Consider the following 12,732-nt stretch of genomic DNA (forward strand, 5'->3'; position numbering starts at 1 on the left):
CTATCGCGCGGAAACCATCTGGCTGCGAATGTCCTGCGCGGTCTTCTTCAGCGGGATCAGGTATTTCTTCTTGGCGGCGGCCTCGCTCATCGTGCCCGAGATCATGTTGATACTGATGGCGGCGACGACTGCGCCGATCTGGTCGCGGAGCGGCACCGCGATGCCGCAGATGGCCGGGTCAAGTTCGCCATCGACCCAGGCGTAGCCTTCTTTCTCGACGCGGCCGAGGATCGCGCCGATCCGCTGCGGATCGGTCTCCGTGCGCGGTGTCACCGGCTTGAAGTCGCCGCTCGCAAGATAGGCGGCGCGTTTCTCCGGTGGAAGCGCTGCGAGCAGCACCCGGCCGAGCGAGACGAGATGCGCGGGCAGGCGACTGCCGATGCCGAGATTGGTGGACAGAATCCGCCGCGCAGGCAGCCGCAGCGCATAGACGATCTCGCGTTCGTCGAGCACCGCCAGCGCGCAGGATTCGCCGATCTCGTTGCGCAGATCCTCCAGCGCGCGCTGGGCGTAGCCCCAATAGGGCAGCGCGTTGAGATACGACAGGCCTAATCCCAATGCCCGCGGCTTGAGCGAGAAATAGCGGCCGTCGGAGGCGCAGTAGTTCAACGTGACGAGCGTCGCCAGGATCCGCCGCGCGGTCGCACGGCTGAGGTCGGCGATCTGCGCGGCTTCGGCGAGCGTGTGGCGGCCCGGAGGTTTTCCGAGCGCTTCGACGATCGAAAAGCCGCGCGCGATCGAGCGCACGAATTCATCACTGTCCTTGCTCATGGCGCATGCGTGGTTGGCCCTTGCCAGGTCCGGCCGGGTGGTTTAGTGGTGGTTCGTATAACGAACGAACAGTTCGCCAGGCGAACAATTAGGGGAGTGGAGCGGATGGCGCAAGCCTCAAGCTCGCAAAGCGCAGACTTCGAGACCGATTTCTGGAAGGACGCGACATCGCGAAAGGTCTGGGACGAGATCGTGCCCGGCGAGCCGCGCAAGACCTTGCCGTACAAGCTGACACAGGAGGCGATCGCTCTGTTCTGCAAGGCCGTCGGCGAGACCAATCCGCTCTATCTCGACGAGGCCGCGGCGAAGGCCGGCCCTTACGGCGGCCTGGTCGCACCGCCTTCGATCCACATCCTCTTGATGTTCGCCTGCACGCCCACCGACGACTGGATGCGAAGCCCGGGCACCGTGAATGCCGGGCAGTCATGGAGCTACAACATTCCGGCACGGCCGGGTGACACCATCACGTTGCAGGCGCGCGCGCTCGACAAGTTCATCCGGCGCGAGCGGCTGTTCGTCGTGCACGACAACGTCTTCTTCAATCAGCATGGCGACGTGATCTGTTCGGGTCGCGGTCAGACCATTCGTCCGATGTGAGGAGCGGCAAGCGATGACAGTCAGTTTCGATCAGCTCAAGGCCGGCGACGGCATCGAGGGTCCGAGGTTCGCGGTGTCGCGGGAGTCGATCCGGTTATTCTGCGACGGCTCGCTCGATTACAATCCGCTGCACCTCGACGACGAATATATGAAGGGCAATTTCGGCAAGACCAATTTCGGCGGCATCATCATGCATGGCATGAACAATTTCGGCCTGCTCACGCGCATGCTGACCGATTGGGCAACGCCGCCGAGCGCTATTCATCGTCGCCTCGAGACCCGCTGGCTCAAGCCGGTGCGGCCCGGCGATACGATCCAGCCCACCGGCGTCATCAAATCCAAACAGGTCACGACCAAATCCCGCTGGGTACTCATCGATGTCATGGTGAAGAACCAGAATGGCGAGCAGGTCGCCATCGGCGAAGCCATGGTGGAGTTTCCGGTCGCAACCGCGGCAGCCTGATGCCGGCGGCTTGCGCGAATGCGCGCGAGGATAGGACGATGAGAAGGCTGGTCGCGATCGCTTGCTCACTGCTTTTCCTTGGCCCTGCGCCGATGGCATCGGCGCAGGATCTGCCAAGGTCGATCAAGATCGTCGTGCCGTTCCCGGCGGGAGGGACGACCGACATTCTCGCGCGCTATGTGGCGCAATCGCTCGAGATCAGGCACGGCATCACCGTGGTCGTCGATAACCGCGCCGGGGCATCGGGCGTGATCGGCTCGCAGTCGGTCGCGGCGGCGCCGCCCGACGGCAGCGTGCTTTTGCTCACCGCGACACATCACGTCATCAACCCGAGCCTGCGGAAGAGTTTGCCTTACGATACCCGCACCGCATTCTCGACCGTCGCCGTCATCGCGACCGCGCCAAATGCATTGGTGGTCGGTCGGGATTTCGCGGCCAAAAACGTCGGCGAATTGATCGCGATGGCGAAGGCGCAGCCGGGCAAGCTGTCATTTGCTTCCTCCGGCGTAGGCGGCGCCAATCACCTCTCGGGCGAATTGTTCAAGCAGATGGCGGGCGTCGATATCGTGCACGTTCCCTACAAAGGAGCGGCCCCCGCGATGAACGATCTGATCGGCGGCCATGTGCCGATCATGTTCGACACGTTGCCGACGGTGATCCCTGGAGCTGCGGCCGGAACGCTGCGCGTGCTCGCGGTGACGGGCCGGGAGCGCGCGGCGACGCTGCCGGACGTGCCGACGCTCGATGAAGCAGGCCTGAAGGGTTTCGAGGCCACGGCCTGGTTCGGCCTCTACATGCCGCAAGCGGGCGAATCCGCCGTCTACAGGCTGGTGACCGTGATCCGGGATGTGCTTGCCGATCCCGCCATCAAGGAGAAGTTCGCAAGCCAGGGCGTCGAGCCGGGCAAACTGTTCGGCAGCGAATTCGCAAAATTCGTTGATGCCGAAATCACGAAATGGGGTCGCGTGGTTGCGGCCGCCAATCTGCAGCCGGAATAGTCAAACCCGCGGCGAGACCGTGCCACGTCCGCCGCGACCCTGCTCGCACGTCAAGGCCTGCACCGGCCTCCCGGCCTTGTGTCAGCCGATCCCGCCGCACGCGTCCTCTGCTTTCAAGCTATTGAAAATACACGAAAAATTTATCACGGGACGCGGATCGCGCTGGTCGCCTAAAGATAGGCGGATAGCTTCATGCCGAGAGCGCAGTACTCGCCGTTGGAAAATAGTGTATCCGCTGTTCGACAGCGCGGCCGGACCTCTGTTCCCGCGCCACAAGAGCATAAGTTTCTGCGGAGGAAGTTTTCATGTCGGCTCTGCCACTCTCGGGCATCAAGATTCTCGACCTGACGCGTGTGCTCGCGGGTCCCTTGTCGGCGCAGATGCTGGGCGATCTCGGCGCCGAGGTGATCAAGATCGAGCGTCCCGGCACCGGCGACGACGCGCGTGCCTTCGGTCCCCCTTATCTGGAGGACCCCGATGGCAAGGAGAACAACAACAACTCGTTCTATCTCTGCGCCAACCGCAACAAGAAGTCGGTCACGGTCAATATCGCCAGACCGGAAGGGCAGGAGATCATCCGTGAGCTCGCCAAAGGCGTCGACGTGATGATGGAGAACTACAAGGTCGGCGATCTCAAGCGCTACGGGCTCGATTACGAATCGATCAAGAAGATCAACCCGCGCATCATCTATTGCTCGGTGACCGGCTTCGGCCAGACCGGCCCCTATGCGCCGCGCGCCGGCTATGACGCGATCTTCCAGGCGATGGGCGGGCTGATGAGCGTCACCGGCCATATGGATGGCGAGCCCGGCGCCGGCCCCATGAAAGTCGGCCCCTCCATCGTCGACTACATGACCGGCATGAACACTTCGATCGGAATCCTGTCCGCGCTCTACCATCGTGATGCCAGGGGCGGGGAGGGGCAGCATGTCGACGTCTGCCTGTTCGACACCGTGATCGCCTCGCTCTCGCACTACGCGCAGATCTATCTCGTCAACGGCAAGACGCCGCCGCGCCGCGGCACCTGGGGCAATGGCGGCATGCCGGCCGGCGTGTTCCGTTGCACCGACGGTGAACTGATGCTGGTGGTCGGCAACGACGCGCAATTCGAGCGCACCTGCGCCGTGCTCGGCGAGCCCGAGCTCGCCAAGGACCCGCGCTTTATCAAGAACAACAACCGCGTCGTGCACGGCAAAGAGATCATGGCGATCTTCGCGGGCCTGTTCCTCAAGAAGCCGGTCGCCTACTGGTTGGAACAGCTGGAGAAGGCCGGCGTGCCGTCCGGCCCCGTCAACGATTTCGCGCAGATGTTTGCCGACGAGCATGTCCGCTCGCGCGGCATGGAGGTCAAGGTTGACCATCCCTTCGAGCATTCGCTGTCGCTGATCCGCAACGCGCTGACGTTCTCAGGCACGCCGATCAAGGACTACCGCGCACCGCCGCTGCTCGGCGCGAACACCAAGGAAGTGCTGTCGGGCAAGCTCGGCTATGACGAAGCCAGGATCGAGGGCTTGAAGGCGAAGGGGATCGTTTAGGCGTTACGGCAGAGCGTAGCCCGGCTGGAGCGAAGCGCAACCTGGGATCTGTCGGGCATCGCGCAGGCTTTCCCCGGGTTACGCTTCGCTCCACCCGGGCTACGGCCGCTGGGAGCGGTGCGCGCCCGTTGCTGGCCTAGGCAAACGTCATATTGTGCCGCGAAATTGAAAGACAGATTTCGTCGAAGGGTATCTAATTAGCCGCCTTTGTATCTGTAATTGTGAGGGGAGAATGACCGATGCAGCTCGCTCGCTCCGCTTTACCTTTACTTGCGGCGCTTCTTGCAAGTCCAGCCATTGCGCAATCGTTTCCGCCAGGATCTGCGGTTTATAACTGGCACTATACTTGTCCCACCAACAATCCCGACGGCACCTGCCGGTTTTCGATTTTGGCGGCCAACTACGCAGGGAATAACGTCGCCGACGTTCAGGCCGTGCTGGCCTATCAAACGGTCGGAGCGCAGCAGATTCCGTTCTACCATTTCCGGATCACGTTCATGGGCAACAAGAAACCGGATCTGGTGATGATCCAGGCCAACGCCGCGGTTGCGTTTGCAGCGTACGGCATGGCCCAGGCCAGTGGCACGGGTCCGATCGCGTCTGAGACTGCCTCTGTGTTGAACTAGCTGATAGCAGCTAGCGCGCGTCGCGTGCGAGCATGCGCGCCGGCGCCTTGCTCGCGGCATCACCCGTCGTCAGCGCCATCGCTGCGACCGAGACGACGCGCTCGATGATCCCTTCGACATCGTCGACGTCGCATTTGCCTTCCGACAGCTTCGTCAGCCGCTCGCTGTCGCGCACGGTCTGCTGCGCCATGGCGAGCGCGAAGTGCAGGCCCCAATAGAGTTCGACATCGCTGTGTCCGGGGAGCGACTGCCGCATCGCCGCAATGAACTTGCGCAAATGATCGATCTCGCGGTTCCGGATGCGGCGGATCGGCGGCACTGACTCGATCGAGACCCGTATCATGAAACGTGCTGCGGTCGAGCGCTGGTTCTCCGGGCCCAGACAGCCGCGCAAGGTCGGGCCGACGAGGGCGCGCAGTATCGCGTCGATCGAGGCGCGCCCATCGCCTGCTTCCTCGGCAGCCTGCAACAGCCTGAGCCGTTCGCGGTTGAGCTGGATGCTGCGGGTGACGAACAGTTCCGCGATCAATTCATCCTTAGAGCCGAAGTGATAGTTCACCGCGGCGAGGTTGACGTTCGCCTCCGCGACAATGTCGCGCAGCGTGACGTCGCCGAAGCCGCGGTCGGCATAGAGCCGCTCGGCGGCGGCGAGGATGGCGGTACGGGTCTGGTCGCTGGCCATTTGGATCACCCCCGTCGAGGGAGTTGCATTTCAAACATTTGTATGAAACTATCGTTTGAAGGCTGGAAAATGTCAATCCGCTGATATGCGCGATGGCGTTCTGGCACGCCACAGTCGTTGTCATCCGCGGTCGGGCCTTGCGGCGCGCGGGCGGCGGGAAGACAGTGCGGGCCAAAGTCTAGGAAACGAGGAGCGTCCCATGGATTTCACGATGTCGGACAAGCAGAGGGAATGGCTGAACCGCGTGCAGTCGTTCATGACCACGCATGTTCGCCCGGCGGTGCCGATCTACAGGAAGCAGGACGAGGAGGGGCCGCGCTGGAAGGTGATCCCGATCCTCGAGGAGCTGAAGAAGAAGGCCAAGGCCGAGGGTCTCTGGAACATGTTCCTGCCGCCGTCCTCGCATGATGACGACGAATTTCACGGCGCGGGATTGACCAATCTCGAATACGCGCTGCTCTCCGAAGAGATGGGCCACATCACCTGGGCGTCCGAAGTCTTCAACTGCTCGGCGCCCGATACCGGCAACACGGAAGTGCTGTTCCGCTATGGCACCAAGGAGCAGAAGCGGCAGTGGCTGCGGCCGCTGCTCGACGGCGAGATCCGCTCCGCCTTCCTGATGACGGAGCCCGCGGTGGCTTCGTCCGATGCCACCAACATCGAGACCCGCATCGAGCGCGACGGCGATCACTATGTGATCAACGGCCGCAAATGGTGGTCGTCGGGCGTCGGCGATCCCCGCTGCAAGATCGCGATCCTGATGGGCAAGACCGATCCTTCGGCGGCCCGGCATCAGCAGCAGTCGCAGATCCTGGTGCCGCTCGACACCCCCGGCATCAAGGTCGAGAAGATGCTGCCGGTGTTCGGCTTCGACGACGCGCCGCACGGCCACGCCCAGGTGCTGCTCGAAAACGTGCGCGTGCCGGCGTCGAACCTCTTGCTCGGCGAAGGCCGCGGCTTCGAGATCGCGCAGGGCCGCCTCGGCCCCGGCCGTATCCATCACTGCATGCGCACCATCGGCAAGGCCGAGGAGGCGCTGGAGAAGATGGTGAAGCGGCTGATGTCGCGCACCGCCTTCGGCAAGAAGATCATCGAGCACTCGGTGTGGGAGCAGCGCATCGGCGAGGCCCGCACCAATATCGAGATGACGCGCCTCTTGTGCCTCAAGGCCGCCGACATGATGGACAAGGTCGGCAACAAGACCGCTCAGCTCGAGATCGCCATGATCAAGGTTGCGGCGCCGAACATGGCGCTGAAGATCATCGACGAGGCGATCCAGGCCTATGGCGGCGGCGGCGTGTCCGACGATGCAGGGCTGGCGAAGGATTATGCCGGCATTCGCACGCTGCGGCTGGCCGACGGTCCGGACGAGGTGCATAACCGCGCCATTGCCAGACTTGAACTTCGGAAGTATGCAAACACTACACACTGACCGGGAACGCCCAGATGGCGCTCCCCAAAAAGAGTGAGGGAGCGTCATCGTGGCGGACGGCGTCAGGAAGGACGAAGAATTTTCCGGGACCCGGGAAGTCGAGGAACGGCATCGCATCGACGAGGCAAGCCTTGCCCGCTGGATGCAGGAGCATATCGACGGCTTTCAGGGACCGCTGAAAGTCCTGCAATTCAAGGGTGGTCAGTCCAATCCGACCTACAAGCTCGAGACGCCCGGTCGCGCTTACGTGATGCGGCGCAAGCCGTTCGGTAAATTGTTGCCGTCCGCGCACGCGGTCGATCGCGAGTTCCGCGTGATCGCCGCGCTCGGCAAGCAGGGCTTTCCGGTCGCCAAGGCCTACGCGCTCTGCACCGACGATTCCGTGATCGGCGCCACCTTCTACATCATGTCCTTTGAAGAGGGCCGGGTGTTCTGGGATCCGACATTGCCGAGCCAGCAGCCGGAGGATCGGCGCAATATCTTCACCAGCAAGATCGAGACGCTGGCGAAACTCCACGTCTTCAATCCCGAAGCGATCGGGCTTGGCGATTTCGGCAAGCCCGGCAATTATTTCGCGCGCCAGATCGATCGCTGGACCAAGCAGTACCGCGCGTCCGAGACGCAGCACATCGAAGAATTCGAGAAGGTGGCCGAGTGGCTGCCGAAGACGGTGCCGCAGCAGGAACGGGTCTCGATCGTTCACGGCGATTACCGCCTCGACAACATGATCTTCCATCCGACCGAGCCGCGCGTCTTGGCGGTGCTCGATTGGGAATTGTCGACGCTCGGCGATCCCATGGCCGACTTCACTTATCTGTTGATGCAATGGACCATGTCGGGGCTTGCTGACGCCGATCTCAAGGCGCTGAACATTCCGAGCATGGAAGAGGCCGCGCAGATCTATTGCAACGTCACCAACATGGCGGTGCCTGATCTCAACTGGTACTTCGCCTACAACCTGTTCCGCCTCGCGGGCATCACGCAGGGTATCGCCGGCCGCATCCGCGACGGCACCGCCGCGAACGCGAAGGCGATCGAGTCCGCCAAGCGCACGGTGCCGCTGTCCAAGGCATCCTGGGAATACGCGCAAAAGGCGGGCGCGACGTAAGAGAAGATAGTGTGGTGCGATCGCTTCGGACCACGCCACGTTGAATAGAGGCGAGCGGTAACTCTGCTTTCACCTCTCCCATAGGGAGAGGTCGCCGCGCAGCGCCGGGTGAGGGGTTACAGTCCCTCGATAGAGCGAGATCCCCTCACCCGAATTGCTGCGCAATTCGACCTCTCCCCGCTGGGGAGAGGTGAGGGACCTTCGACACGGTACCGATCGAATTTCATCACTTCTAGCCAACTCGGCATTTTCCCTTGGCGCTTTCCCCCAACGTCCGCGGAAGCCTGTTCATGGCGGTGGCCACGGCGGGCTTCACGATCAACGATGCGATCACCAAGGTCGTGTCAGCGGAGATGAACTTCGGCCAGGTGATGCTGGTGCGGGGCATCGTTGCTATTGCGCTGATCGCGGCGCTGGCATTCCATCAGGGCGCGATGCGGTCGCTTCGGACGCTCCTGGTAGGGCCGGTCGCGCTGCGGGTAACAGGCGAAGTCGGCGGAACGGTCTCGTACCTTGCGGCCCTCTCGCATTTGCCGCTCGCGAATATCTCCGCGATCCTCCAGGCGCTGCCGCTGCTCGTCACGCTCGGCGCCGCGCTGGCATTCGGCGAGCCCGTCGGCTGGCGGCGCTGGCTTGCGATCATCGCCGGCTTTGTCGGCGTTCTCATCATCGTTCGGCCAGGCGCCGAGGGCTTCAACCAGTTCGCGCTGCTCGCCTTGATCTCGGTGGTCTTCTGCGCGCTGCGCGATCTCGCGACCAGGCAGATACCGGCGCAGATTCCATCGCTGTTCGTCACGCTGCTGACAACAGTCACGGTGACCGCAACCGGCGCCGTCATCCTCGTCCCGCTTGGCGGTTGGACCCCGCCATCCGCCGGTGCGCTCGGCCTCCTGGCGATGGCTGCGGTCCTTGTCCTGATCGGCTACCAGTGCGTCATCGTGGCGCTGCGCACCGGCGATATCTCCGCCGTGGCGCCGTTCCGCTATCTCGCGCTGCTATGGGCCATGCTGCTCGGCTATCTCATCTTCGGCGATGTGCCCGACGCCATGATGATCGCGGGCGCATCGATCATCGTGCTGTCCGGCCTCTACGCCTTCTACCGCGAGCACAAGCGCAAACGCCCGGTGGCCGCAGGCGCATCCGGCCCGCCGCCGGATGGGCTGTGACAACCGCCGTCATTCCGGGGCGCGCGAAGCGCGAACCCGGAATCCATTTCTCCACCCGCACCCGCGGCTCGATGGATTCCGGGCTCATCGCTTCGCGATGCCCCGGAATAACAGCCCCGTCATTGCGAGCGCAGCGAAGCAATCCATGCCTCCACTTGGTGCGCTATGGATTGCTTCGCTGCGCTCGCAATGATGTTGTGGTTGCTTTGGGTGTGACAAATCAACGGGACGGGCAAATCAGCAGAAACATGTCCAGCTCTCGCGCAAAAAACATTCCGCTGTCGCGGTCGGGCAAATCAGTGACCTAACTCCGCGCGTCTCTCATCGAGGTCGCGTGCTGACCCGGAACGCACCTCCCGCGATGCCTGGTTGATACGGCTACCGAGCATATTGCGGATATCCATCCTCGCGAGTCGGCCTTCAGCCTTAGCTGATGACCTGAAACTTATGTATCACTAGACTGATGGTTGATTGCGTCCGTAATTGTGCTGCAGCCGCCCGCTCGAAGGAGACCGCCCGTGACCACGCTTGTCGAGCGCCTCGACTTGCCCGCCGCGTTGCTCCGTGCGCGCAGTCGGCGCGACACCGAAACTGACACCGTTCAGTTTGCGCAGGCCGCGCTCGCGGCGGCTAAGCGGGAGGGCCTGCGGCTCGCGGTGCGGGCGCGCTATGTCGCGCTCGCCGTAATCGCCTGCCTGTTGCCGATTATCAACCCGGCATGGGAGCAGCTATATTATGTGGCGCTGCTGGGCCTGTTCGCGCTGATCGGCTGGGCTCAGGTCAGGGTTGGGCGGGTCGGCGTGTCGAGGCCGGAGCTTGCGCTGCTGTTCTGCGACCTCGCGCTGCTGACGTTCGTCATCGTGGGGCCGAATCCCTTCGGCTCCGGGCACTGGCCAGCGGCGATGCAACTCCATTTCGGCAACTTCATCTATTTTTTCGTGATTCTATCGGGCGCGACGCTGGCCTATTCCTGGCGAACGGTCATCGCGGTCGGAACATGGACCTCCGCCCTCTGGATCATCGGCATTGCCTGGGTGTGGTGGCAGCCTGATCGCGATCCCGCGCTGACCGCCCGCATCGCCGCGGCGATCGGCGGCGATCACAGGCTGTTTCAACTGATCTCGCCCAACTCGATCGTGTTCGGCGAGCGCATCCAGGAGATCGTCGTGTTCATGATCGTCGCGGTGACGCTCGCCGTGGCGGTGCGCCGCAGCAATGATCTCCTGATCCGGCATGCCGCGGTGGAGCGCGAACGCGGCAATCTCGCGCGCTACTTCTCGCCGAACGTAGTCGAGGAATTGTCAGGGCATGACGAGCCACTGAAGCAGGTGCGCACGCAAAACGTCGCGGTGCTGTTCGTCGACATCGTCGGCTTCACGGCCTTTGCCGACGCGCGCATGCCGGACGAGGTCGTGCGCACCTTGCGCGAATTCCACGCACTGATGGAGCAGGAGGTTTTCCGTCACAGCGGCACGCTGGACAAATATCTCGGCGACGGGCTGATGGCGACCTTCGGCACGCCGTTTGTCGGAAAGGCTGACGCCATTAACGCGCTACGCTGCGCGCAGGCGATGATGGCGGCAGCGGATCGATGGAACAACCAGCGCAAAACGGCCGGCGAGATTCCGATCCGCGTCAGCTTTGGCCTGCATTATGGGCCGGTCGTGCTCGGCGACATCGGAGTGACTTGTCTCGAATTCGCGGTCATCGGTTCGACCGTGAACGCCGCCAGCCGGCTCGAAGCCTTGACCCGCGCGCTCGGCTGCGCGCTGGTAGCGAGCGACGATCTCGTCAGGCAGGCCAGGATCGAACTCGACAGTGCAGAAGCGGTGTTTCGTCCACTGATGGCCCAGGTCCCGCAGACCATCCGCGGGCTCGAGCAGCCGATCGCGGTCTGGACGCAGGCACGCGCGGAGGAGTGATAGATCGCGGTGATCGCAACAGGCTTGGCGCGTGCGGAGCCTCGGTCGCATGAAGCCAGACTGCTATCCCACGAGATCGATGATCTCTCAGCCCGGAAAACAGCTGGCTGCTTCCGGCCCAGCAGCTCGTAACCGGCCATAATGGATTGAGCGCCCCTGCATTCAAATGCCCGTGACTTCGCGTCGAGAGAGGCAAGAGGAGACCCAGCTATGCGAGTATGGTGCAGAGCACTACGCAGCAACTTCTATGAGGAGGCTCTCGATGCAAGGCTTGCGGGATGCTTTGGAGCAGAGTCAGAAAGACGGTGTCGCGATCGGCCATTTCAACGTCGGCGATTGGGTTCTATTGAAGGCGGTGTCGGCAGCCGGGCAGGAACTTAAGGTCCCGGTGGTGGTCGGTGTATCCGAGGGCGAGCGGGAGTTTTTCGGACTCTCGGAAATTGCGGCTCTGGTGCGGAGGTTGCGTGAGGAATGCGACTCCCCAATATTCCTTAACGCAGATCATACGCATTCCCTGGCAAAGGCCGTCGAAGCGGTCAGGGCCGGATTTGACGCTATCGTCTTCGATCTTTCCGCGCTGCCATTCGAGCAGAATGTACGGCAAACAAAAGAAGCGGTCGAAGCTCTCAAAGCAATCAATCCCGACGTCCTTGTCGAGGGAGAGATCGGCGACATTGGAACCGGTTCTGAGATACATGAAGAAGCTCCCGACTTGTCGAGGGGCTTAACCTCTCCTGCAGAAGCGAAACAGTTTGTCGACTCTACAGCGGTCGACATCCTCGCTCCGGCCGTGGGCAACATGCATGGGATGCTAAAGAGCATGGTGCAGGGACAAACACGGAAGCGGTTGGATATCCAGAGAATCGCCGAGATCAAGAGCGCGGCCCGAGTGCCGCTTACCCTGCATGGCGGATCGGGAACCGACGACGAAGACTTGCGGAAGGCAATCGCCGCTGGGATCAATATCATCCACATCAATACTGAATTGCGGGTGGCCTGGAGACGAGGCTTGGAGGAGGGGCTGGCCCAACAGCCCCACGAAGTTGTCCCTTATAAGATCCTGCCGTTCGCGGTGGAATCGGTGAAAAACGTAGCTCGCTCACGCTTGAGCCTATTCAACGGCGATAAGTAGCCGTCGTGTGCTGCGCCGCTCGAACGGTGGACGGGAAACGCATTCAAGTTCTCCCGTTGGCATCGGTGCTTGTCGCTTGCCCAGTGCCTGACGGGCAAATCAAAGTCGCGATCTTGCTTCGCGTCGGTGCAGGGAGATCCGGGGCGACCCCGGGAATCTGGCGCGCGTGGAATCCAATTTGTTGAATGATCTCAAGCTGATTTGGGGCGTCCAGCCATCGGGTGAAAAATATTCCGCTTTCGCCGTCGGGCAAATCAGTGATTTAACTCCGCGCGTCTCACGGCGGATGAGGGGCGGCTC

The 12,732-nt window shown here is 62.5% G+C and carries 12 protein-coding genes; 10 read left to right on the forward strand and 2 right to left on the reverse strand.

Annotated features, from left to right (window positions below; translation table 11 throughout):
* Positions 1–771, reverse strand: coding sequence for an IclR family transcriptional regulator domain-containing protein (locus AC5ZGW_RS25210; RefSeq protein ID WP_130225625.1), 771 nt, complete (start codon positions 769–771; stop codon positions 1–3).
* 105 nt (positions 772–876) lie between these two features.
* On the opposite strand from AC5ZGW_RS25210, the gene AC5ZGW_RS25215 reads away from it, so the two are divergent.
* The 5 genes from AC5ZGW_RS25215 to AC5ZGW_RS25235 all read left to right on the forward strand — a co-directional run bounded on the left by AC5ZGW_RS25215 (position 877) and on the right by AC5ZGW_RS25235 (position 4,990).
* Positions 877–1,368, forward strand: a complete 492-nt coding sequence (locus AC5ZGW_RS25215; protein ID WP_130225624.1) for a MaoC family dehydratase — start codon at positions 877–879, stop codon at positions 1,366–1,368.
* A 13-nt stretch (positions 1,369–1,381) separates the two neighbouring features.
* Positions 1,382–1,831: a MaoC family dehydratase gene (locus AC5ZGW_RS25220; protein WP_130225623.1), complete on the forward strand. Its 450-nt coding sequence runs from the start codon at positions 1,382–1,384 to the stop codon at positions 1,829–1,831.
* Between the two features lie 38 nt (positions 1,832–1,869).
* A complete protein-coding gene (locus AC5ZGW_RS25225) occupies positions 1,870–2,829 on the forward strand; it encodes a Bug family tripartite tricarboxylate transporter substrate binding protein (RefSeq protein WP_130225622.1) in 960 nt (319 codons plus the stop codon).
* A 305-nt stretch (positions 2,830–3,134) separates the two neighbouring features.
* Positions 3,135–4,364 carry a CaiB/BaiF CoA transferase family protein gene (locus AC5ZGW_RS25230; RefSeq protein WP_130225621.1) on the forward strand — a complete coding sequence of 410 codons (1,230 nt, stop codon included), beginning with the start codon at positions 3,135–3,137 and terminating at the stop codon, positions 4,362–4,364.
* Positions 4,365–4,603: 239 nt separating this feature from the next.
* Positions 4,604–4,990 carry a hypothetical protein gene (locus AC5ZGW_RS25235; RefSeq protein WP_155255130.1) on the forward strand — a complete coding sequence of 129 codons (387 nt, stop codon included), beginning with the start codon at positions 4,604–4,606 and terminating at the stop codon, positions 4,988–4,990.
* Between the two features lie 10 nt (positions 4,991–5,000).
* Here the strand turns inward: AC5ZGW_RS25235 and AC5ZGW_RS25240 are convergent, their stop codons facing one another.
* Positions 5,001–5,672 (reverse strand): TetR/AcrR family transcriptional regulator, encoded by a 672-nt coding sequence (locus AC5ZGW_RS25240; RefSeq protein WP_130231013.1) that lies wholly within the window; start codon positions 5,670–5,672, stop codon positions 5,001–5,003.
* A gap of 199 nt (positions 5,673–5,871) precedes the next feature.
* Between AC5ZGW_RS25240 and AC5ZGW_RS25245 the strand changes: the two genes are divergently transcribed.
* The 5 genes from AC5ZGW_RS25245 to AC5ZGW_RS25265 all read left to right on the forward strand — a co-directional run bounded on the left by AC5ZGW_RS25245 (position 5,872) and on the right by AC5ZGW_RS25265 (position 12,432).
* Positions 5,872–7,104, forward strand: coding sequence for an acyl-CoA dehydrogenase family protein (locus tag AC5ZGW_RS25245; protein ID WP_130231011.1), 1,233 nt, complete (start codon positions 5,872–5,874; stop codon positions 7,102–7,104).
* Between the two features lie 49 nt (positions 7,105–7,153).
* On the forward strand, positions 7,154–8,212 hold the full coding sequence (locus AC5ZGW_RS25250; protein WP_130231009.1) for a phosphotransferase family protein: 1,059 nt from the start codon (positions 7,154–7,156) through the stop codon (positions 8,210–8,212).
* Positions 8,213–8,466: 254 nt separating this feature from the next.
* Positions 8,467–9,378 carry a DMT family transporter gene (locus AC5ZGW_RS25255; RefSeq protein WP_130231007.1) on the forward strand — a complete coding sequence of 304 codons (912 nt, stop codon included), beginning with the start codon at positions 8,467–8,469 and terminating at the stop codon, positions 9,376–9,378.
* 518 nt (positions 9,379–9,896) lie between these two features.
* Positions 9,897–11,300 (forward strand): adenylate/guanylate cyclase domain-containing protein, encoded by a 1,404-nt coding sequence (locus AC5ZGW_RS25260; protein WP_130231005.1) that lies wholly within the window; start codon positions 9,897–9,899, stop codon positions 11,298–11,300.
* A gap of 262 nt (positions 11,301–11,562) precedes the next feature.
* Positions 11,563–12,432: a class II fructose-bisphosphate aldolase gene (locus AC5ZGW_RS25265; protein ID WP_130231003.1), complete on the forward strand. Its 870-nt coding sequence runs from the start codon at positions 11,563–11,565 to the stop codon at positions 12,430–12,432.
* Positions 12,433–12,732: the final 300 nt, after the last annotated feature.

It is taken from the genome of Bradyrhizobium sp. Crot121 (assembly GCF_059512385.1).

What these genes read in the sequence shown, in the direction of transcription:
- AC5ZGW_RS25210 (WP_130225625.1), bottom strand. Translation starts at nt 771, where the DNA reads ATGAGCAAGGACAGTGATGAATTCGTGCGCTCGATCGCGCGCGGCTTT.
- AC5ZGW_RS25215 (WP_130225624.1), top strand. Translation starts at nt 877, where the DNA reads ATGGCGCAAGCCTCAAGCTCGCAAAGCGCAGACTTCGAGACCGATTTC.
- AC5ZGW_RS25220 (WP_130225623.1), top strand. Translation starts at nt 1,382, where the DNA reads ATGACAGTCAGTTTCGATCAGCTCAAGGCCGGCGACGGCATCGAGGGT.
- AC5ZGW_RS25225 (WP_130225622.1), top strand. Translation starts at nt 1,870, where the DNA reads ATGAGAAGGCTGGTCGCGATCGCTTGCTCACTGCTTTTCCTTGGCCCT.
- AC5ZGW_RS25230 (WP_130225621.1), top strand. Translation starts at nt 3,135, where the DNA reads ATGTCGGCTCTGCCACTCTCGGGCATCAAGATTCTCGACCTGACGCGT.
- AC5ZGW_RS25235 (WP_155255130.1), top strand. Translation starts at nt 4,604, where the DNA reads ATGCAGCTCGCTCGCTCCGCTTTACCTTTACTTGCGGCGCTTCTTGCA.
- AC5ZGW_RS25240 (WP_130231013.1), bottom strand. Translation starts at nt 5,672, where the DNA reads ATGGCCAGCGACCAGACCCGTACCGCCATCCTCGCCGCCGCCGAGCGG.
- AC5ZGW_RS25245 (WP_130231011.1), top strand. Translation starts at nt 5,872, where the DNA reads ATGGATTTCACGATGTCGGACAAGCAGAGGGAATGGCTGAACCGCGTG.
- AC5ZGW_RS25265 (WP_130231003.1), top strand. Translation starts at nt 11,563, where the DNA reads ATGCAAGGCTTGCGGGATGCTTTGGAGCAGAGTCAGAAAGACGGTGTC.